Here is a 23,936-nt window from a genome sequence, read left to right as displayed (position 1 = left end):
GGGACAACGGTCAGGAATCGGTTCCGTCAAGCGCCAGCCTGACGAGGGCGTCGGTGTCGAGGTCGTCGAGGTCCAGGTCCTCGTCGGTGGACTCGTCACCGTCGTCGCCGTCGGTGTCGGCGAGGTTGAGCAGCAGGTCCAGCAGCCCGGCCTCACGGAGGCGGGCCAGCGGGATCGCCGCGAGCGTCTGCCGGACGGCCGCCTCCGCCGGGTCGCCGTCGTCCGCCTGCGCCGCCTCGGGCAGCAGGCCGTCGAGCAGGTTCTCGGCGAGCACGGCCGGGTTCGGGTAGTCGAAGACGAGGGTCGCGGGCAGCGACAGGCCGGTGACGCCGGTCAGTCGGTTGCGCAGCTCGACCGCCGTCAGCGAGTCGAATCCGAGCTCCTTGAACGCCCGCTGCGGCTTGACCCGGTCCGTTCCCGCGTGGCCGAGCACGGCCGAGGCGTGGGTGCGGACCAGGTCGACCAGGTGCCGGACCCGCTCGGGGCGGGGCAGGGTGAGCAGGTGCTCCCGCAGGGCGTCGGCGGCACCGCCGGGCTGCTGCTCCACGGCGTGGGCGTGCAGCGCCTCCCGGGCCTCGGCGATGTCGTCGAGCAGCGGCCGGGGGCGGGCCGAGGCGTACGCCGGGGCGAAGACCGCCCAGTCGACGTCCACCACGGTCAGCGCCGCCCTGGGCAGGCCGGCGGCGTACCGCATGGCGTGCACGGCATCGGCCGGCGCCATGGCGGTCAGGCCGCGCCGGGCCAGCATCTGCTGGGCTTCGCCGGTGGCCATGCCGCCGTCGGCCCACGGTCCCCAGGCCACGGACGTCGCCGCCAGGCCCCGGCCGCGCCGCTGCTCGGCGAGCGCGTCCAGGAAGGCGTTGCCGGCGGCGTACGCGGACTGCCCGCCGCTGCCCCACACCCCGGCGATGGAGGAGAAGAGCACGAACGCGTCCAACGGCCGGTCGCCGAGCAGGGCGTCCAGGTGCAGCGCGCCGGCCACCTTGCCGTCGAGCACGCCCGCGAACGCGGCCAGGTCGGTGTCGGCGATCAGCCCGGACTCGCCGGCGCCCGCCGCGTGCACCACGGCCGTCAGCGGCGCCGGATCCTCGTCGAGGCGGGCCAGCAGCTCCGCCACCTGGTCGCGATCGGCGACGTCGCAGGCGACGACCGACGCCCGTACGCCCTGGGCGGTCAGCTCCTCGCGCAGCTCCACGGCCCCCGGGGCGTCCCCGCCGCGGCGGCTGGTCAGCACGACGTGCTCCGCCCCGTTGGCCGCCGCCCAGCGGGCCACGTGCGCGCCCAGCGCGCCCGTGCCGCCGGTGACGAGCACGGTGCCGGACGGCCGCCACCGCTGCGCCGTGTCGGGGGCGGCGGGCGCCGAGCGGACCAGGCGACGGACGAACACCCCGGAGGGGCGTACGGCAAGCTGGTCCTCGTCGCCGGCGCCGGTCACCACCCGCGCCAGCCGGTCCCAGGCCGTCGCGTCGGCCTGCTCGGGCAGATCCACCAGCCCGCCCCACAGGTGGGGGTGTTCCAGGCCCGCCACGAGCCCCAGGCCCCAGAGCCCGCTCTGGACGGCAGCGTGCACGGTGTCCCCGTCGCCGGTGCTGACCGCGCCCTGCGTCAGGCACCACAGCCGGGTCGTCGCCCCGGTGTCGTGCAGCGCCTGGAGCAGCAGCAGCGTGGCGGCCGTCCCGACCGGCACGGCCGGGTGGGCGGGGTGCGGCTGGTCGCGGAGGCCGAGCAGGGAGAGCACGCCGGTGACGGGACCGTCGGCCAGCGCGTCGCCCAGCCGCCGGGCGAGGCCCGCCCGGTCGGTGCCGGCCGGGTCGACGGTGAGCCGGACCACGTCGGCGCCGACCTCGGCGAGGGCCTTGGTGACCGCCTCCGCCCGGGTGCCGTCCGCCAGGTCGTCCTGCGCCGTCACGAGCAGCCAAGCGCCGGGCCGCGCGGGGCCGGCGGTGATGTCGGCGCGCTTCCATCCGACGCGGTACGACCATGCGTCCAGGACGGCCCGCTGCGTGCGCGCCCGGTGCCAGGTCGACAGGACCGGCAGCGCCGGGGTGAGGGCGTCCAGGGCGGCGCCGTCGTCGCCGAACTGGGCGGCGAGGGCGCTCAGGTCGCCGCGTTCGACGGCCTTCCAGAAGTCGGCGTCGCCGCCGTCGGTCGCCGTCTGCCGCGGCCGGTTCGCCGGCTCGGGCCAGTACCGCTCCCGCTGGAAGGCGTACGTGGGCAGGTCCACCCGCCGCGCGCCGCTCTCGGCGAACCACTGCGTCCAGGTCACCGGCATCCCGTGCACGTGCAACTCGGCCAGGGCGTGCAGCAACGCCTGCACCTCCGGACGGTCACGGCGCTGCACAGCCACCGCCAGCACACCGTCGTCGTCGGGCAGCACGTCGGCGGTCATCGCGGTCAGGACGCTCTGCGGCCCGACCTCCAGGAACGTGTCCACACCGGCGGCCCGCAGGGCGGTGATCCCATCGGCGAAGCGCACCGCCTCGCGCACATGCCGCACCCAATACTCCGGCGTGCAGATCTCATCGCCGGCCAGGGCACCGGTCACGTTCGACACGACCGGCAGCAGCGGCGTGGCAAACGTGAGGCCGTGCAGGACCGCGCGGAACTCGGCCAGCATCGGCTCCATCAACGGGCTGTGGAACGCATGGCTCACCGTCAGCCGGCGAGTGCGCACGCCCCGGTCGCGCCAGACCCGCTCCACCTCGTCCAGGGCCTCGACGGCACCGGAGACGACGACGGCGGCAGGCCCGTTGACGGCCGCGATACCGACCCGGTCGGTCATCCCGGCGAGAGACTCCACCACCGCAGCCTCATCGGCGGCCACCGCCAGCATCCCGCCACCGGCCGGCAGCGCCTGCATCAACCGACCCCGCGCGGCCACGAGAACGCACGCGTCGGCCAAGGACAACACGCCCGCGACATGCGCCGCCGTCACCTCACCGATCGAGTGACCGGCCAGCATGTCCGGCACGATCCCGAACGACTCCACCAGACGGAACAACGCCACCTCGACCGCGAACAACCCCGCCTGCGTGAACACCGTCTGATCCAGCAACTCCGCCTCGGCGGACCCCGACGACGCGAACAGCACCTCCCGCAACGGACGCGGCAACAACGGATCCAGATGCCCACACACCTCGTCCAACGCGACGGCGAACACCGGGAACAGAGCAGACAACTCCCGGCCCATCCCCGCACGCTGCGCACCCTGACCCGAGAACAACAGCGCCAACTGGCCGCGCGCGGCGGCAGAACCGGTCACGACGGCCCCCGACGGCTCGCCGGCCGCCACTGCCGCGAGACCCGCCAGCAGTTCGTCCCGGCTCGCCCCGGACACCACCGCCCGGTGCTCCAACGCCGACCGCGACGCCACCGACGACCAGGCCACATCCACGCCGCGTGGGGCCTCGTCCACGGCGAGCCACCGCGCCCACCGGCCCGCCTGCCCGGCGAGTGCGGCGGCGTCGCGGGCCGACAGCAGCACCGGCACCACCGGCACCTCGCGGACGACGACCTCCCCCTCAACCACCTCGGCGGGCGGCTGCTCGATGATCACGTGCGCGTTCGTGCCGGAAATCCCGAACGACGACACCCCCGCCCGACGCGGCCGACCCACCCGCGGCCACGGCACCGCCTCGGTCGCCAGAGCGACCGCCCCGGCCGTCCAATCGACGTGCGGGGACGCCTCGTCCACATGCAGCGTCGCCGGGACGACGCCGTGCCGCATCGCCAACACCATCTTGATCACACCAGCCACACCCGCAGCCGCCTGCGCATGCCCGATGTTCGACTTCACCGACCCGAGCAGCAGCGGCCGATCCTGCGGACGCTCCTGCCCGTACGTCGCCAGCAGAGCCTGCGCCTCGATCGGGTCACCCAGAGTCGTACCCGTACCGTGCGCCTCCACCACATCCACCTCGGCGGTGGTGAGCCGCGCGTTCGCCAGGGCCTGCCGGATCACCCGCTGCTGCGACGGACCGTTCGGCGCCGTCAAGCCGTTCGACGCACCATCCTGGTTCACGGCGCTGCCCCGCACCACCGCCAGGATCCGCCGGCCCTCCCGCTGCGCGTCGGAGAGCCGTTGCACCAGCAGCACACCCACACCCTCGGACCAGCCCGTACCGTCCGCCGACGCCGCGAACGACCTACACCGGCCGTCGGCCGACAGACCACGCTGCCGCGAGAACTCCACGAACGTGCCGGGCGTCGCCATCACCGTCACACCACCGGCCAACGCCAAATCACACTCACCCGACCGCAACGCCTGCACCGCGAGGTGCAACGCCACCAGCGACGACGAGCACGCCGTGTCGACAGTGACCGCCGGGCCTTCGAGGCCGAACGTGTACGCGACCCGGCCGGACAGCACGCTGCCCGAGTTGCCGGTGCCGATGTAGCCCTCGACCTCGGGCGTCTCCATCAGGCGCGTCGAGTAGTCGTGGTAGATGACGCCCGCGAAGACACCGGTCCGGCTGCCCCGCAGGCCCGACGGGTCCAGGCCCGCCGACTCGAACGTCTCCCACGACGCCTCCAGCAGCAGCCGGTGCTGCGGGTCCATGGCGAGGGCCTCACGCGGCGAGACACCGAAGAAGCCGGGGTCGAACTCCGCCGCGCCGTACAGGAAGCCGCCGTGGCGGGTGTACGAGGTGCCGGCGTGGTCGGGGTCCGGGTCGTACAGCGTCTCCAGGTCCCAGCCCCGGTCGGCCGGGAACTCCCCGATGCCCTCCCCACCGGTGCTGACCAGCTTCCACAGCTCGTCGGGAGACTCCACCCCGCCGGGGTAGCGGCAGGCCATGCCGACGATCGCGATCGCCTCGTCGGCGTCGCCGGTCGCCGCCTCGTCGGTCGTGACGGCGCCGGGCCGGGTGCCCGCGAGTTCCGCGTACACGTGGGCCGCCAGGACCTGCGGGGACGGGTGGTCGAACACCAGGGTCGAGGTGAGGCGCAGGCCGGTCGCGCCGTTCACCCGGTTGCGCAGCTCGACGGCGGTCAGCGAGTCGAAGCCCAGGTCCTTGAACGCCCGGTCGGCCGGCACCGCCTCGGCGCCGCCGTGCCCGAGGACCTGCGCGACCAGGCCCCGGATCAGCTGGTCGACCTGCGCGAGGCCGTCCTCTGCGCTGAGGCCGGTGAGGCGGTCGGCCCAGCCGCCGGGGGCGCCCTGGCCGGCGCGGCGGCGGGTCGTCGCCACGTCGACCAGGTTGCGCAGCATCGGCGGTACGACCGCGCCGGCTGCTGCCGCCCGCAGCGCGGGTACGTCGATCGCGGCCGGCACCAGCGCCGCCCGCTGTGCCCCCACGGCGGCGTCGAAGAGTTCCAGGCCGGTGCGGGCGTTCATCGGTCGGAGTCCGGCGCGTGCCGTACGGGCCCGGTCGTTGCCGCCGATCGAGGCGGCCATGCCTGCGGTGTCCCACATGCCCCAGGCGAGGCTGACCGCCGGCAACCCGAGCTGCCGCCGCCACACCGCCAACCCGTCCAGGAACGCGTTACCCGCCGCATACGCCGACTGACCCGGCGAACCCAACACACCCGCCACCGACGAGAACACCACGAACAAGTCGAGACCCAGACCCGCCGTCGCCTCGTGCAACAACCAACCCGCCGACACCTTCGGCGCCAACACCCTTGCCAGACGCTCCTCGGTGACCCGCTCGATCACCCCGTCATCCAGGACACCAGCGGTATGCACCACACCCGCCAGCCGACCCCCGGCAACGACCTCCGCCACCAGTGCGCCGACCTGCTCCCGGTCGGTCACGTCGCAGGCAACGACCCGCACCGACGCACCCAGCGCCGACAACCGCTCCGACAACGCACCCGCACCCGCAGCCGCCGGACCACGACGCGACACCAGCACCAGCGACCGCACACCATGCGCCGACACCAGATGCTCCGCCACCAACGCCCCGAGCGCACCCGTACCACCGGTCACCAGCACCGCACCGTCACCCACAACCGGCGTCTCCACCGACACCGCAGCGACCGCACGCACCAGACGCGGCACGAACACCGCGCCCGCACGCACCGCGACCTGACCGCCGGCCGGGTCCGCGGCGAAGCGGGCCAGGACGCCCAGCGTGCCGGGGTTGATCGCGTCGTCGACGTCGGCCAGGACGATGCGACCGGGGTGCTCGGACTGCGCGGAGCGCAGCAGGCCCCACACGGCCGCGGCGGCCAGGTCGCTCACCCGGTCCCCGTCGCGGACGGCCAGCGCGCCCCGGGTCACCACCACGAGCTTCGAGTCGGCCAGCGCGTCGACGGCCAGCCACTCCTGCACCAGGCCCAGCACGTCGGCGGTGACAGTGCGTACGGCCTCCGCCGGGTCGCCGTCGTCGGCGGGCGACGCGGCCGGCGTGAAGAGCAGCAGGCGCGGCGGGGCGATGCCGGCGTCGATGGCGGCGCGCAGCTGCCGGATCGTCTCGGCGGAGGGGCCACCGGGGACGCCCGGCAGGGCCGGCCCGCCCAGCACCGCCCAGCCCGACGCGTCGTCGACCGGGTCGGCCTCCTCGGCCTGCCAGGCCACCTCGAACAGGGAGCGCGACGCCGCGTTCGGGGCGGCCACCCCGGTCAGCTCCCGCAGGACGAGGGAGTCCACCGACACCACCGGCGCGCCCGCCTCGTCGCGGGCGGTCAGCCGCACCGCGGAGCCGTTGCGGGTCAACCGCACCCGCAGCAGCCTCGCGCCGGAGGCGTGCACCTGTACGCCCTCGAAGGCGAAGGGCACGCGCGGCCCGCCCGTCTCCTCGGCGCCGGGCAGCAGCCCGATCGGGTGCAGGGCGGCGTCCAGCAGCGCCGGGTGCACGCCGAAGCGAGCCGCCTCCGCCGCCGCGTCGTCCGGCAGGACCACCTCGGCGAAGACGTCGTCCTCGCCGGTCCACACCCGGCGCAGCCCCTGGAACGCCGGCCCGTACGACAGGCCGTGTTCGAGGAGCGCCGGGTACCAGCCGGTCAGGTCCACCTCGGTGGCGCCGGCGGGCGGCCAGGCGGTCGGCTGCGGTTCGTCGGCCGTGGCCGGTTCCAGCACGCCCTCCGCGTGCCGGGTCCAGCCCGCCTCGGGATCGTCGTCGGGGCGGGAGTAGACGGCGACGGGACGCTGCGGCGACTCCGACGCGGACACCCGCACCTGGATCCGTACGGCGCCGGACTCGGGGAGCACCAGCGGCACGAGCACCGTCAGGTCACGCAGTCGCGGCAGGTCCGCCTCGTCGCCGGCGCGGACGGCAAGCTCCACGAGGGCCGTGCCCGGGACCAGCGGCACGCCGGAGACGACGTGGTCGGCCAGCCAGGGGTGGGTGGTCGGGGAGATCCGGCCGGTCAGCACGATCTCGTCGTCGCCGGCCAGGTCCACGGCCGCGCCGAGCAGACCGTGCTCGGCCACGCCGAGGCCGGCGCCGCTGACGTCGCCGGCGCGCAGCCGGCCCACGGCCGGCCAGAAGCGCTGCCGCTGGAACGGGTACGTCGGAAGGTCGACCGGGCGGGTTCCGGCCGGCAGGAGGGCGGTCCAGGTGATCGGCGTGCCGTGCGCGTACAGCTCCGCAAGCGCGTGGACCAGCGACGCCGGCTCGGGTCGGCCGGGGCGCAGGGTCGCCACGACCGCCGCCGCGTCGTCGTCCGGCAGGCAGGCGCCCACCATGCCGGCGAGCACCGCGTCGGGGCCCAGTTCGAGGAAGGTACGGACGTTGCGCTCGCGCAGGCTCGCGACCCCGTCGGCGAAGCGGACGGTTTCGCGTACGTGGCGGACCCAGTAGTCGGGGGTGCCGATCTCGTCGGGGTCGGCGACCTGCCCGGTCAGGTTCGACACGATCGGCAGGACGGGCCAGTGGAACGTCAGTCCGTCGAGCGTCTGCCGGAACTCGGCCAGCATCGGCTCCATGAGCGGGCTGTGGAACGCGTGGCTGACGGTGAGCCGGCGCGTACGCACACCCCGGTCCTTCCAGGCCCGCTCCACCTCGTCGAGGGCCTCGGCGGCGCCGGAGACCACCACGGCGGTGGGCCCGTTGACGGCGGCGACGCCGACCCGGTCGGCGAGCGAAACGATCGACTCGGCCACCGCGGCCTCGTCGGCGGCCACGGCGAGCATGCCACCGCCCGCCGGCAGGGCCTGCATGAGCCTGCCCCGCGCGGCGACCAGCGCGCACGCGTCGGCCAGGGAGAGCACGCCCGCCACATGCGCCGCCGCGATCTCGCCGATGGAGTGCCCGGCCACCAGGTCCGGCACCACACCGAACGACTCCACCAGGCGGAACAACGCCACCTCGACCGCGAACAGGCCCGCCTGGGTGAACACCGTCTGATCCAGCAACTCCGCCCCGGGCGTGCCCTCCGACGCGAACAGCACCTCCCTGAGCGGACGCGGCAACAACGGATCCAGGTGACCACACACCTCGTCCAACGCGGCAGCGAACACCGGGAACGCCCCGTACAACCCGCGACCCATACCGGCGCGCTGCGCGCCCTGGCCGGAGAAGAGGACGGCGGTGCGGCCGCTGCGGGCGATCCCCCGCACGACGGCGGCCGAGGGCTCGTCGTCGGCCAGCGCACCGAGGGCGGCGAGCAGCCCGGCGCGGTCGGCGGGCAGCAGCACGGCGCGGTGCTCGAAGGCGCTGCGGGCGGTGGCGAGGGCCCGGCCCACGTCGGCGATGGTCAGGTCCGGCTCGCCGTCGACGAGGGTCCGCAGCCGGCGCGCCTGCTCGTGCAGGGCGGCGGCGTCGCGGGCCGACAGGACGCAGGCGACGAGGTCGCCCGGGACGCCCGTGGCGGGGGCGGCCTGCGCCGGGGCGGGCTCGGGGGCCTGCTCGACGATGGTGTGTGCGTTGGTGCCGCTGATGCCGAACGACGACACCGCCGCGCGGCGGGGCCGGTCGACGGCGGGCCACGGCCGGGCCTCGGTGAGCAGCGCGACCGACCCGGCCGTCCAGTCGATGTGCGGGGACGGCTTCTCGGCGTGCAGGGTCGGCGGCAACACGCCGTGCCGCATCGCCAGCACCATCTTGATCACACCGGCGACGCCGGCCGCCGCCTGGGCGTGGCCGATGTTCGACTTGACCGACCCCAGCCACAGCGGACGGTCCTGCGGTCGGCCCTGCCCGTACGTGGCCAGCAGCGCCTGCGCCTCGATCGGGTCGCCGAGGGCGGTGCCGGTGCCGTGCGCCTCGACGGCGTCCACATCGGTGGTGGCGAGCCGGGCGTTGGCGAGCGCCTGCCGGATCACCCGCTGCTGTGCGGGGCCGTTCGGCGCGGTCAGACCGCTGCTGGCGCCGTCCTGGTTGACGGCGCTGCCGCGCACGACGGCGAGCACGCGGTGACCGTTGCGCTGCGCGTCGGAGAGGCGCTCCAGCAGGAGCATGCCGACGCCCTCGGCGAAACCGGTGCCGTCGGCGCCGGCGCCGAACGCCTTGCACCGCCCGTCGGGCGACAGGCCGCGCTGCCGGGAGAACTCGGTGAGCATGCCGGGGGTGGACATGACGCTCACCCCGCCGGCGAGGGCGAGGCGGCACTCGTCCTGCCGCAGCGCCTGGGTGGCCAGGTGCAGCGCCACCAGCGACGACGAGCAGGCGGTGTCGACGGTGACGGCAGGGCCCTCCAGGCCGAACAGGTACGAGATGCGGCCGGAGGCGACGCTGCCGGCGCTGCCGTTGCCGACGTGGCCGTCCAGTTCGTCGGTGCCGCCGGCGGCCTGGGAGGCGTAGTCGTGGTAGATCAGGCCGACGTAGACGCCGGTGCTGCTGCCCCGCGCCGAGTGGGGGTCGATCCCGGCCCGCTCGAAGGCCTCCCAGGAGGTCTCCAGCAGCAGCCGCTGCTGTGGGTCCATCGCCAGGGCCTCGCGGGGCGAGATCCCGAAGAAGGCGGCGTCGAACTGGGCGGCGTCGTGGAGGAAGCCACCCTGCCGTGGTACGGCGCCCGGGTCCTGGCCGTCGGCGCGCAGGTCGTCGAGGTTCCAGCCCCGGTCCGTGGGGAAGGGCGAGATGACGTCGGCGCCGGCGGTGACCACGTCCCAGAGCTGCTCGGGGGTCTGCACGTCGCCGGGGAACCGGCAGGCCATGCCGATGATGGCGATCGGCTCGTCGAGGGCGGCGGCGGTGCCGACCGCGGCGGGCCGGTCCACGACTGCCGCGCCGCCGAGCTCCCGGTCCAGGAACTCGGCGAGCACCACCGGGGTCGGGTAGTCGAACGCCACGGTGGCGGGCAGCCGCAGGCCGGTGGCGGCGGAGAGCCGGTTGCGCAGTTCCACCGAGGTGAGCGAGTCGAAGCCCAGTTCCTTGAAGGCGCGCTGGGCGTCGACGGTCTCCGCCGAGCGGTGCCCGAGCACTGCCGCCACGCCGGCGGCCACCAGGTCGAGCAGGTGGGAGCGCCGCTCCGCCGGGCCGAGCGTCGCCAGCCGGTCGCGTACGGAGGCGGTGTCCGCGAGGCCGCGACCCACCGCGCGCCGGGCCGGGCCTCCCGCACGGACCACGTCCCGCAGCAGGCTGGGCACGTTCTGGCCGGTCGCCCGCGACGCCGGCGGCAGGTTCATGAGGACGAGGTGCGCCGCGCCGCGTTGTCGCGCCAGCTCGTACAGCGCCACGCCCTGCCGGTCGGTCAACGGGGCGCTGGTGGCGCGGATCGCCTTGCGGTGCTCGTTGCCGCCCAGGTGGGCGGTCATGGCGCTGCTGGTCGCCCACAGCCCCCAGGCGAGGCTGGTGGCGGGCAGCCCCTGCTCACGCCGGTGCCGGGCGAGGGCGTCGAGGAACGCGTTCGCGGCCGCGTAGTTGCCCTGCCCCGGCGAGCCGAGGGTGGCCGCCACCGACGAGAACAGCACGAACGCCGACAGGTCCAGGTGCCGCGTGGCCTCGTGCAACGCCCACCCGGCGTCCACCTTCGGTGCCAGCACCGTACGCAGGGCGGACTCGTCCAGCGAACCGATGGTCGCGTCGGCGATCACCCCGGCGGTGTGCACCACGGCGGTCAGCGGGTGCGCCGGGTCCACCAGTTCCAGCAGCCGGGTCACCTGCGCGGGGTCGGTCACGTCGGCGGTGCCGGCGGTGACCCGGGCGCCCGCGCGGGTCAGCTCGTCGACCAGCTCCCGGTAGTGCTCGGGGCCACGGCGGGAGGCCAGCAGCAGGTGCCGGGCCTGGCCGGTGGCGACGAGGTGCCGGGCGAACACGCCGGCGAGGGCGCCGCCGGCGCCGGTGACGAGCACGGTGCCGTCCGGGTCGGCGGGGGCGGGCACCCGCAGGACGACCTTGCCGATGTGCCGGGCCTGGCTGATGTGGCGCAGCGCCTGCCGGGCCTGGCGCACGTCCCACGCCCGTAGCGGCAGCGGGCGCAGCGCGCCGCGAGCGAACAGGTCGAGCAGCTCGGTGAGCATCTCCCCGATGCGCCGGTGCCCGGCCTCGTTGAGGTCGAACGCGCGGTAGGTGACGCCCGGGTGGTCGGCGGCGACGGTTTCGGCGTCGCGTACGTCGGCCTTGCCCATCTCCACGAACCGGCCACCGCGCGGCAGCAGCCGCAGCGACGCGTCCACGAACTCACCGGCGAGGGCGTCGAGCACCACGTCGACGCCGGCACCGCCGGTGGCCGCGCCGAAGGTCTGCTCGAACTCGGTGGTCCGCGACGACGCGATCCGCTCCTCGGCCACCCCGAGTTCCCGCAGCACGCCCCACTTGCCGGGGCTGGCGGTGGCGTGGACCGTCGCGCCCCAGTGCCGGGCGAGCTGGATGGCGGCCATGCCGACGCCACCGGCGCCGTTGTGGATCAGCACCGACTCGCCGGACCGCAGCCCGGCGAGGTCCCGCAGCGCGTAGTACGCGGTCAGGAACACCACCGGCACGGAGGCGGCCTGCGCGAACGACCAGCCGGCGGGGATCTTCGCCACGAGGTCGCGGGTGGCGATCACCTCGGGGGCGAAGGCCGGCTCGAACATGCCGAGCACCCGGTCGCCGGGCGCCAGGTCGGTCACGCCGGGGCCGACCTCGACCACGACGCCCGCGCCCTCGCTGCCCATCACGGCCGCCGGATCCGGGTACATGCCCAGGCCGATCAGCACGTCGCGGAAGTTCACGCCGGCCGCGCGCACCGCGATGCGCACCTGGCCCGTGTCCAGGGCGGCGGAGGCGGCGGGCACCATGCCGACGCCGTCGAGGGTGCCGGGGCTGACCGCCCCGACCCGCCACAGTCCGTCCGGCGGGACGAGTTCGTCGGCGGCCTGGCCGGCGGGCCGGCCCAGGCGAGGCGTGCGCACCTCGTTGCCGCGTACGGCCACCTGGCCGCCGGTCGGCGAGGGGTTCTCGGCGACGGCGGCGAGCACGGCGAGGGTGGCCGGGGTGAGGTCCCCGTCGACGTCGGCGAGGACGATCCGCCCCGGGTGCTCGGACTGCGCCGAGCGCAGCAGACCCCAGACCGCCGCGCCGGGCAGGTCCCGCACCGCGTCCGCCGGGGTGGCGGCCACCGCCGCACGGGTCAGCACGACGAGCGTGGTGTCGGCCAGCGCCTCACTGTCCAGCCAGGAGTGCAGCACTGCCAGGACGCGGGCGGTGGCCGTACGGACTTCGTCGGGCAGGTCGCCGTCCGGGGTGCCGGCGGGCACGGGGACCACGAGCGCGCGGGGCGCCTCGACCGTACCGGCCGAGACCGCCGCGGTCAGCTCGCCGACGGTCGGGAACACCGGCGTGACGAGGTCCGCCGGGGCGGGTCCGTCGCCGAGCAGCACCCAGCCGGAGACGTCCCGCGCCGGGGTGACCGTCTCGGCCTGCCACGTCACCTCGAACATCGACCGCTCCGCGGCCTCCGCCCCGGTGGCGTCGGTCATCTCCCGCAGGGCGAGCGACTCGACCGACACCACGGGCACGCCGGACTCGTCCCCGGCCACCAGCCGCACGCGCGAGCCCGCCCGGGTCAGCCGCACCCGCAGCGTCCGGGCGCCGGAGGCGTGCACCTGCACGCCCTCGAACGCGAACGGCACGCGCGGTCCGCCGGAGCGCTCGGCCAGCAGCAGCCCGACGGGGTGCAGGGCGGCGTCCAGCAGCGCCGGGTGCACGGCGAAGCCGCCGGCGTCGCCGGCCGCCTCGTCCGGCAGGGTCACCTCGGCGTACGCCTCGTCGCCGGCGGTCCACAGCCGCCGCAGGCCCCGGAACGCCGGTCCGTAGGCCAGGCCGCGCTCCGCAAGCGCCGGGTACCAGCCGGCGAGGTCCACCTCGGTGCCTCCGGCCGGCGGCCAGGAGCCCAACGCCGGCTCGTCGGTGGCCTGCTCCAGCAGACCGTCGGCGTGCCGCGTCCAGGGGTCCTCGGGGTCGCCGTCGGGCTGCGAGTGCACCGCCACGCTCCGGGTCCCGGAGCCGTCGGCCGCGCCGACGCGCACCTGCACGCGGATCGCGCCCGGGTTCGGCAGCACCAGCGGCGCGGCGACGGTCAGTTCCCGCACCCGGGAGGCGCCGACCTCGTCGCCGGCGCGCACCGCGAGCTCGACGAGGGCCGTGCCCGGCAGCACCACGGCGCCGCCGACCACGTGGTCGGCGAGCCACGGGTGCGTGGACGCCGACAGCCGGCCGGTCAGCACGACCTCGTCGTCGCCGGCGAGGCGCACCGCCGCGCCGAGCAGCCCGTGCCCGGCCGCGCCCAGCCCCGCGCCCGACACGTCGCCGGTGGCGGAGCGGTCGAGCACCGGCCAGAACCGGTCCCGCTGGAAGGCGTACGTGGGCAGGTCGACAGGGGTGGCGCCGGAGCCGGCGAAGACGCGCGACCAGTCGACGGGCACGCCGGCGACGTGCAGCTCGCCGAGGTTGGCCAGTAGCTGACGCGGCCCGTGCCCGTCGCGGCGCAGCGAGCCCACCACCACGCCGCCGTCGGCCTTCCGGTCGAGCGCGTCCTGCACGGCGATCTTGAGTACGGGGTGCGGGCTGACCTCGACGAACGTCCGGAAGCCCCGCTCGATCAGCTGGTCCACGACCGGCGCGAGCCGGACCGGCTCCCGCAGGTTGCGGTACCAGTAGTCGGCGTCGAGCCCGGCGGTGTCGATCGGCTCGCCGGTGACTGTGGAGTGGAAGGGCACGGTGCTGGAGCGGGGGTCCACGGTGCCGAATCGGGCGATCACCTCGTCGCGGATCGGGTCGACGTGGCCGCTGTGCGCCGCGAAGTCGACGGCGATCTGCCGGGCGCGGACGTCGCGCTCGGCACAGTGCGCGAGCAGTTCGGCGACCGACGCCGAGTCGCCGGCGACCACTGTCACGGCGGCGCCGTTGAGGGCGGCGACGGAGAGGCTGCCCCGCCACGGCGCGATGAGCCGCTCGGTGTCGGCGGCCGGGAGCGGCACGGAGACCATGCCGCCGCGACCAGCGATCGACAGCAGGCCGTGGCTGCGCGCGACGACGAGCCGTGCGGCTTCGGCGAGGGTCAACGCGCCGGCGACGCAGGCCGCGGCGAGTTCCCCCTGCGAATGCCCGATGACGGCGGCCGGTTCGACGCCGCACGCGCGCCAGAGATGCGCGAGGGACACCATGACGGAGAAGAGCGCGGGCTGGACCACGTCCACCCGGTCCAGGGGCGGCGCGCCGGGCGCCTGCCGCAGCACGTCCCCCAGGTTCCAGTCGACCAGCCGGGACAACTCCTCGGCGCACTCGTCCATCCGCTGCCGGAAGACCGGCGAGGTCTCCATCAGGTCCAGCGCCATCGAAGTCCACTGGGAGCCCTGGCCGGGGAAGACGAAGACGACCTTCGACGCGGCGTCCACGCCCGCCGGGGAGGTGTCGCCGTCGGCGAGGGCGGCCAGCCGGGCGAGCGCGTCGTCCCGGCCGGTGGCCACGACGACCGCGCGGTACGGGTGGTGCGCCCGCTGGGTGGCCAGGGAGAAGCCGAGGTCCCGCGGGTCGAGGTCGGCGTCGCCGGCGAGCCGTTCGCCGAGGCGGGCAGCCTGTGCCCGGAGCGCGCGGGGGCTTCTGCCGGAGACCGGCAGGGGTACGGCGGCGGGCCCGACCAGGCCGGGAACGTGCCCCGCCGGCACGGGCGTCGGGGCCGGCTCGCCGGGTGCCTGCTCGATGACGGTGTGCGCGTTGGTGCCGCTGATGCCGAACGACGACACGGCGGCCCGGCGCGGCCGGTCGACGGCGGGCCACGGCCGGGCCTCGGTGAGCAGTGCGACGGCTCCGGCACTCCAGTCGACGTGGGGCGAGGGCTCGTCCACGTGCAGGGTCGGCGGCAGCACGCCGTGCCGCATCGCCAGCACCATCTTGATCACGCCGGCCACCCCGGCCGCTGCCTGGGAGTGGCCGATGTTCGACTTGATCGAGCCGAGCCAGAGCGGCTCGCCGGCGGCACGGTCCTGGCCGTAGGTGGCCAGCACCGCCTGCGCCTCGATCGGGTCGCCGAGGACGGTGCCGGTGCCGTGCGCCTCGACCGCGTCCACGTCGGCCGGGGCGAGCCGCGCGTTCTCCAGGGCCTGGCGGATGACCCGCTGCTGCGACGGGCCGTTCGGCGCGGTCAGCCCGTTGGACGCGCCGTCCTGGTTCACGGCGGAGCCGCGCAGCACGGCGAGCACCCGGTGCCCGTTGCGCCGGGCGTCGGAGAGGCGCTCCACGAGCAGCATGCCGACGCCCTCGGACCAGCCGGTGCCGTCCGCGCCGGCGGCGAACGCCTTGCACCGCCCGTCCGGGGCGAGGCCGCCCTGCCGGGAGAACTCGGAGAACATGCCGGGCTGCGCCATCAGCGCCACCCCGCCGGCCAGGGCCATGTCGCACTCGCCGCCGCGCAGCGCCTGGGCGGCGAGGTGCAGCGCCACCAGCGACGAGGAGCAGGCGGTGTCGACGGTGACCGCCGGGCCTTCGAGGCCGAACATGTAGGCGACCCGCCCGGAGGCGACGCTGCCCGCCGTGCCGGTCAGCAGGTGCCCCTCGAGGCCGTCCAGGTCGTCGCGTCCGCTGGTGGCGTAGCCGGATGAGGCGGCGCCGACGAAGACGCCGGTGGCGGTGCCGCTGAGGGTGGCGGGGTCGATGCGGGCGTACTCGAAGCTCTCCCACGCGGTCTCCAGCAGCAGCCGCTGCTGCGGGTCCATGGCGAGGGCTTCACGGGGGCTGATGTTGAAGAAGCCGGCGTCGAAGTCGGCCGCGTCGTAGAGGAAGCCGCCCTGGTGGGTGACGGTGCCGCCGGCCTGGTCGCCGTCCGTGCCGTACAGCCGGTCGAGGTCCCAGCCGCGGTCCGCCGGGAACTCGCCGATGGCGTCGGCCCCGGAGGTGACGAGCTGCCACAGCTGCTCGGGGGTGGCGACGCCGCCGGGGTAGCGGCAGGCCATGCCGATGATGGCGATCGGCTCGTCGGCGTCGGCGGTGACGACCGTACGGACGGTGGCGCCGGCTCCCGTGGCCGGGCCGAGCTGCGCGAACAGGTGCTCGGCCAGCCGGGCCGGGGTGGGATGGTCGAAGGCCAGCGTGGCGGTCAGCCGCAGCCCGGTGGCCGCACCGAGGCGGTTGCGCAGTTCCACCGAGGTCAGCGAGTCGAAGCCCAGGTCCTTGAAGGCGCGGGCGGCGGGGACCGCCTGTGCCGAGGCGTGCCCCAGCACCGTGGCGGCCTGGCCGCAGACCAGGTCGACGAGCGCCTGCCGGGCGTCCGCCTCGGACAGGCCGTCGAGCCGCTCCCGCCACGACGCCCCGGCACTCGGCCGATCGGTGGCGGTGCGGCGCCGGCCGCCGCCGCGCAGCAGGTGCCGCATCAGCGGCGGTACGCCGCTCGCCTCGCCGGTGACGTGGAGGCGGGCCGCGACGAGCACCGGCCGGGCCGCCGGCAGGGCGGCGTCGAAGAGTTCGACGCCCTCGGCCGGGGAGAGCCGGCTCATCCCGACGCGCCGCAGCCGCTGCTGGTCGTCGCCGTCGAGGTGGGCGGTCATCGTGCTGTCGGTGGCCCACATGCCCCAGGCGAGGCTGGTGGCGGGCAGCCCCTGCTCACGCCGGTGCCGGGCGAGGGCGTCGAGGAACGCGTTCGCGGCCGCGTAGTTGCCCTGCCCCGGCGAACCGAGGGTGGCCGCCACCGACGAGAACAGCACGAACGCCGACAGGTCCAGGTGCCGCGTGGCCTCGTGCAACGCCCACCCGGCGTCCACCTTCGGCGCCAGCACCGTACGCAGGGCGGACTCGTCCAGCGAACCGATGGTCGCGTCGGCGATCACCCCGGCGGTGTGCACCACGGCGGTCAGCGGGTACGCCGGGTCGATCCCGGCGACCAGCTCGGTGACCTGCGCGGGGTCGCTGACGTCGACGGCCACGGCGGTGACGTCGGCGCCCGCGTCGGTCAGTTCCCGGACCAGGGTGGCGTACGCGTCGTCCCGGCCGGGTGCGCGGCGGGAGGCCAGCAGCAGGCGGCGGGCCTGGCCGGTGGCGACGAGGTGCCGCGCGAGCACGCCGGCCAGGGTTCCGGCCGCGCCGGTGAGCAGCACGGTGCCGTCGGGGTCGGCGGGCGCGGGGATGCGCAGCACCACCTTGCCGACGTGGCGGGCCTGGCTGACGTGCCGCAGCGCCTGCCGGGCCTGACGCACGTCCCACACCCGTACGGGCAGCGGACGCAGCGCGCCCCGCGCGAAGAGGTCGAGGATCTCGGTGAGCATCTCGCCGATGCGGGTGCTGCCCGCCTCGTTCAGGTCGAACGCGCGGTACGCCACGCCCGGGTGGTCGGCGGCGACCGCCTCCGGGTCGCGTACGTCGGCCTTGCCCATCTCCACGAACCGGCCACCGCGCGGCAGCAGCCGCAGCGACGCGTCCACGAACTCACCGGCCAACGCGTCGAGCACCACGTCCACCCCGGCACCGCCGGTGGCCGCGCCGAAGACCTGCTCGAACTCGGTGGTCCGCGACGACGCGATCCGCTCCCCGGCAACCCCCAGGCCCCGCAGCACACCCCACTTGCCGGGGCTCGCCGTCGCGTGGACGGTGGCGCCGAGGTGGTGGGCGAGCTGGATGGCGGCCATGCCGACGCCACCGGCGCCGTTGTGGATCAGCACCGACTCGCCGGACCGCAGCCCGGCGAGGTCCCGCAGCGCGTAGTAGGCCGTCAGGAAGACCAGGGGGACGGACGCCGCCTGGGTGAAGGACCAGCCGGCGGGCATCTTGGCGATGCGCCGGCGATGGGCGACGGCCTGCGGGCTGAACCCGAGTTCGAACATGCCCATCACCCGGTCGCCGGGCGCCAGGTCGGTCACGCCGGGGCCGACCTCGACCACGACGCCCGCGCCCTCGCTGCCCATCACGGCCGCCGGATCCGGGTACATGCCCAACCCGATCAGCACGTCGCGGAAGTTCACGCCGGCCGCGCGCACCGCGATGCGCACCTGGTCCTCGCCCAGCTCCGCGGGCGTGGCCGGCACCGGCGCGATCCCGTCCAGGGTGCCGCCGGTGACGGGGGCGAGGTGCCACGGGCCGGGCGGCGGGGTCAGTTCGTCGCCCACCGGCCGCGCCAGCCTCGGCACGAGGGTGCGCTCGCCGCGCACCGCGAGCTGGCCGCCGGAGACCGACGGGTCGACGGCGGCCCCGGCCAGCACGGCGAGGGTCGCGGGGGTCAGTTCGCCCTCGACGTCGGCGAGGACGATCCGCCCCGGGTGCTCCGACTGCGCCGAGCGCAGCAGGCCCCAGACGGCGGCGGCGGCGAGGTCGGTGACCTGGTCGTCGTCCCCGCTGGCCACCGCGCCCCGGGTCACCACCACGAGCTTCGTGTCGGCCAGCGGCTCGGCGGCGAGCCAGGACCGCAGCACGTCCAGCACACCGCTGGTGGCCGCCCGCACGGCCTCCGGCACGGGGACGCCGGGATCGCCGGCGGGCACCGTCAGCAGCACCTGCCGGGCCGTGGCCCCGTCCGCCGCCAGGGTCGCCACGTCCGCGAAGACCGGCACCTCCGGCAGCGCGTCCGGTGCCGGCCGGCCCAGCACCGCCCACCCCGGAAGGTCGTCGACGCTCTCGATCTGCTCGGCCTGCCAGGTCACCTCGTACAGCGACCGGGCGGCACCGCCCCGGGTCGCCGTCGCGGTCATCTCCCGCAGCACGAGCGAGTCCACCGAGACCACCGGCGCGCCCGAGCCGTCGCAGGCGACCAGCCGCACCCCGGAGCCGTCCCGGGTCAGCCGCACCCGCAGCGTCCGGGCGCCCGAGGCGTGCACCTGCACGCCCTCGAACGCGAACGGCACGCGCGGCCCGCCCGTGGCCCCGGCCTCGAGCAGCAGCGCCACCGGGTGCAGCGCGGCGTCCAGCAGCGCCGGGTGCACCCCGAACGCGCTCGCCTCGCCGGCCGCCCCGTCCGGCAGCGTCACCTCGGCGTACGCCCCACCGTCGGCCGTCCAGGCCCGCCGTACGCCCTGGAACACCGGCCCGTACGACAGGCCGTGCTCGGCCAGCGCCGGATACCAGCCGGTCAGGTCCACCTCGGTCGCGCCCGCCGGCGGCCACTCGCCGAGCCCCGGCTCGTCGGCCGACACCGGTTCGAGCAGGCCGTCGGCGTGCCGCACCCAGTCGGTGTCGTCGTCCTCCTCGGGCTGGGAGTACACGGACACCGTCCGGACGGCGGCGTCGTCGGCAGCGCCGACGCGCACCTGCACGCGTACCGCCCCGGAGTCGGGCAGCACCAGCGGCGCCGCCACGGTCAGCTCCCGTACCCGCGACGCGCCCACCTCGTCGCCGGCGCGCACCGCCAGCTCCACCAGGGCGGTGCCCGGCACCACCACGTTGCCGCCGACCACGTGGTCGGCCAGCCACGGGTGCGTCGACGTCGACAGCCGGCCGGTCAGCACCACCTCGTCGTCGCCGGCGAGCCGCACCGCCGCGCCGAGCAGCGGGTGCCCCGCGACGCCGAGGCCGGCGCCCGACACGTCGCCGACCCGCCACGGCAGCACCTCGGGCCAGAACCGCTCCCGCTGGAAGGCGTACGTGGGCAGGTCGACCCGGGCGGCGCCGGTGTCGGCGAACCACTCCCGCCAGGACACCGGCAACCCGTGCACGTGCAGCTCGGCGAGGGCGTGCAGCAGCGCCTGCGCCTCGGGCCGGTCCCGGCGCTGGGCTGCGACGGCGAGCACGTCGTCGTCGGGCAGCACGTCGGTCGTCATCGCGGCCAGTACGCTCTGCGGGCCGACCTCCAGGAAGGTGTCGACCCCGGCGGCGCGCAGCGCGGCGAGCCCGTCGGCGTAGCGGACCGCCTCGCGGACGTGCCGTACCCAGTAGTCGGCGGTGCGGATCTCGTCGGCGTCGGCGAGCGCACCGGTCAGGTTCGACACGATCGGCAGCGTGGGGGCGGCGAGGTCCAGCCGCTCGACGATGCCGCGGAAGCGCTCCAGCACCGGCTCCATCAGCGGGCTGTGGAACGCGTGGCTGACGGCCAGCCGGCGGGTACGCACACCCCGGTCGCGCCAGACGCGCTCCACCTCGTCGAGGGCGTCGACGGCGCCGGAGACCACGACGGAGGTCGGGCCGTTGACGGCCGCGACGCCGACCCGGTCGGTCAGCCCGGCGATCGACTCCGTCACGGCCGCCTCGTCGGCGGCCACGGCGAGCATGCCGCCGCCGTCGGGCAGCGACTGCATGAGCCGGCCCCGCGCCGCCACCAGCAGGCAGGCGTCCTGGAGGGACAGCACCCCGGCCACGTGCGCGGCGGCGATCTCACCGATCGAGTGCCCGCCCACGAAGTCCGGCACCACGCCGAACGACTCCACGAGGCGGAACAGCGCCACCTCGACGGCGAAGAGCCCGGCCTGGGTGAACGCGGTCTGGTCCAGCAGCTCCGCCTCGGCGGAGCCCTCCGGCGCGAACAGCACCTCCTTGAGCGGGCGCGGCAGCACCCGGTCGAGATGCCCGCACGCCTCGTCGAGGGCGGCGGCGAAGACGGGGAACTCGGCGTACAGCTCGCGGCCCATGCCGGCGCGCTGCGCGCCCTGGCCGGAGAAGAGCACCGCCAGCGGACCGCGGTCCCCGGCCTGGCCCGTGACCACGGTGCCCGACGGCGCGCCCGCCGCCAGGGACTCCAGGCCCGCCAGCAGACCCGCACGGTCCCCGGCGACCACCACCGCACGCCGGTCGAGCGTCGAGCGGGACACCACCGACGACCAGGCCACATCGAGCGGGCGCGGCTCCTCGTCGTCGCTGAGCCAACGGGCCAGCCGGTCCGCCTGCGCGGCGAGCGCGGCCGGCTGCGCGGCGGAGAGCAGCATGGGCACGACGGCGGGACGGCGGGACGGGGTGGCGTGGTCGCCGGCCGGGTCGGGGGCCGGCGCCTGCTCCAGGATCAGGTGGGCGTTCGTGCCGCTCATGCCGAAGGACGACACGCCAGCCCGGCGGACGTGCTCGCCGCCGGCCCACGGGCGCGCCTCGTCGAGCAGGGCCACGGCACCGGTCGACCAGTCGACGTGCGGTGAGGGCCGGTCCACGTGCAGGGTGGGCGGCAGCACGCCGTGCCGCATCGCCATCACCATCTTGATGACGCCGCCGGCGCCGGCCGCGGCCTGCGGGTGGCCGATGTTCGACTTCAGCGAGCCCAGCCACAGCGGGCGGTCGGCGGTGCGGCCCTGCCCGTACGTGGCCAGCAGCGCCTGCGCCTCGATCGGGTCGCCGAGCCGGGTGCCCGTGCCGTGCGCCTCGACGGCGTCCACGTCGGACGGACTGAGCCGGGCGTTCTCCAGCGCCTGCCGGATCACCCGCTGCTGCGCGGGGCCGTTGGGGGCGGTCAGCCCACTGCTGGCGCCGTCCTGGTTGACGGCGCTGCCCCGGATCACCGCCAGGACGGGGTGCCCGTTGCGCCGGGCGTCGGAGAGCTTCTCGACGAGCAACATGGCGACGCCCTCGGACCAGCCGGTCCCGTCGGCGTCGGCGGAGAACGCCTTGCACCGCCCGTCGGAGGCGAGCCCCCGCTGGCGGGAGAACTCGACGAAGGCGCCCGGCGTGGCCAGCACGGTGACGCCGCCGGCCACGGCGAGGGAGCACTCACCGTCGCGCAGGGCCTGACCGGCGAGGTGCAGGGCGACCAGCGACGAGGAGCAGGCGGTGTCGATGGTGACGGCCGGCCCCTCCAGCCCGAAGGAGTACGCCAGCCGGCCGGACATGACGCTCGCGGCGGTGCCGGTGAGGACGTAGCCCTCCGTGCCCTCGGGCAGTTGCCGCAGCACGGACGTGTAGTCCTGCCCCGCGGTGCCGACGAACACCCCGGTACGGCTGCCCCGCACCGACGCGGCGTCGATGCCGGCCCGCTCGAAGACCTCCCAGGTCACCTCGAGCAGGAGGCGCTGCTGCGGGTCCATGGCCAGCGCCTCGCGCGGCGAGATCCCGAACAGGGTCGGGTCGAACAGACCCGCGTCGCGCAGGAAGCCACCCCGGTTGCTGTACGTGGTGCCGGGGTGGTCAGGGTCGGGGTCGTAGAGCCGGTCGAGGTCCCAGCCCCGGTCGTCGGGGAACGCGCCGGTGGCGTCCACCCCGCCGGCGACGACGTCCCAGAGGTCTTCAGGTGAGGCGACGCCACCGGGGAAACGGCAGGCCATGCCGACGATCGCGATCGGCTCGGCGTCCTCGTCCTCCAGCTCGGTCAGGCGCCGACGCGCCAGGCGGAGCTCGGAGGTCACCCACTTCAGGTGTTCGAGGAGCTTGTCTTCGTCCGCCATGACCCACCCGCCCAGAGCTTGCTATCGATCGGAATCTGCCGATTCGTTGACCACACCACCGCCGGCGGGCCGGCTTCGTGCACAGGTGGGTGCAGACGCGGCCGTTCGGCTCACGAAACCCACACCTGTTCCTGATTCCGGTCGTCGTGCCTGCTCAGGCGCCCGCCACGCCGGACAGTCCCGCCGACACACGCCCGCCACCGTGACTGGACGGTACTGAGCGCCCAACACCCGCCCAACCCCTAGAGAACCCCTGATCGACCGGCCCGCGGGCGGCGTCCCGGCAGGCTCCGGGAGCGGCGGTGACCAGCGCCACGAGGGCCATTCAGGCGGCCGACGGCAGGATGCGGCGCAGCCGGCCGGGGGGCGTCGACCGGCGGCGCCACTCCCGCGGGTAGCCGACCGAGACCTCTTCGAACCGGACCCCGTCGTACCAGGTGGTGCGCGGGATGTGCAGGTGACCGTAGACGGCGACGCGGGCGTCGAAGCGGACGTGCCAGTCGGCAGTGGTCTCGGTGCCGCACCACTGGGCGAACTCCGGGTACCGCAGGATCCGGGTGGGCTCGCGTACGAGCGGGAAGTGGTTGACCAGGACGGTGGGCAGCCCGCCGCGCTCGGCGGTGAGCCGGCGCTCCGTCAGGGCCAGCCGCGCCCGGCACCAGGCGTCCCGCGTCGGGTACGGGTCCGGGTGCAGCAGGATCTCGTCGGTGCAGACCACGCCGACCTCGTGGGCCCGTGCCAGGGCCTGCTCCTTCGTGTACGTCCCCGGGGGCCGGAAGGTGTAGTCGTAGAGCAGGAACAGCGACGCGATCAGGACCGGGTCGTCGCCCTGCGGGTCCCAGACGGGGTACGGGTCCTCCGGAGTCACCACCCCGAGCCCCCGGCACAGCTCCACCAGGTGCTGGTAGCGCGCGTCCCCCCGCAGCTGGATCGGGTCCTCGCGGGGAGTCCACAGCTCGTGGTTGCCGGGGGCCCAGATGACCTTGGCGAAGCGGCGGCTGAGGAGTCCCAGCGCCCACTCGATGTCGCCGACGAACTCCCCGACGTCGCCGGCGACGACGAGCCAGTCGCCGTCGCGCTCCGGCCGCAGCCGCTCGACGATGGCCTTGTTCTCCGCGTGCACCACGTGCAGGTCGCTGATGGCGAGCAGTTGAGGCAAGCCGGATCCGGCCATGCGGACCTCCCGTCCATCCGGGGTACCGCACGCACCCACATCCGTACCGCTCGGCTGCCGGTGGGCAGGGCGAGACGGCCTGGCGTGCTCCGACCCTACGGAGCCGGATCCACACCGGCACACCCCTAGACAGGCTTCGTGGACCCCTAAGGGCGCGCCTGCGCGACGGCGCCGGCCAGGCGT

The 23,936-nt window shown here is 75.6% G+C and carries 2 protein-coding genes; both read right to left on the bottom strand.

The genetic code is table 11. The annotated features are described in order from the left end of the window. Positions 1-10 precede the first annotated feature (10 nt). Complete coding sequence (locus O7542_RS06030) at positions 11-22,579, bottom strand: type I polyketide synthase (protein ID WP_281605820.1); 22,569 nt, start codon at positions 22,577-22,579, stop codon at positions 11-13. Positions 22,580-22,904: 325 nt separating this feature from the next. After that, a complete protein-coding gene (locus O7542_RS06025; RefSeq protein WP_174536216.1) occupies positions 22,905-23,753 on the bottom strand; it encodes a metallophosphoesterase in 849 nt (282 codons plus the stop codon). Positions 23,754-23,936 lie beyond the last annotated feature (183 nt).

Source organism: Micromonospora sp. WMMC264, from assembly GCF_027497275.1.
Taxonomy (GTDB): domain Bacteria; phylum Actinomycetota; class Actinomycetes; order Mycobacteriales; family Micromonosporaceae; genus Micromonospora; species Micromonospora chalcea.
This window is presented reverse-complemented; position numbering and strand designations above follow the sequence as displayed.

What these genes read in the sequence shown, in the direction of transcription:
- O7542_RS06030 (WP_281605820.1), bottom strand. Translation starts at nt 22,579, where the DNA reads ATGGCGGACGAAGACAAGCTCCTCGAACACCTGAAGTGGGTGACCTCC.
- O7542_RS06025 (WP_174536216.1), bottom strand. Translation starts at nt 23,753, where the DNA reads ATGGCCGGATCCGGCTTGCCTCAACTGCTCGCCATCAGCGACCTGCAC.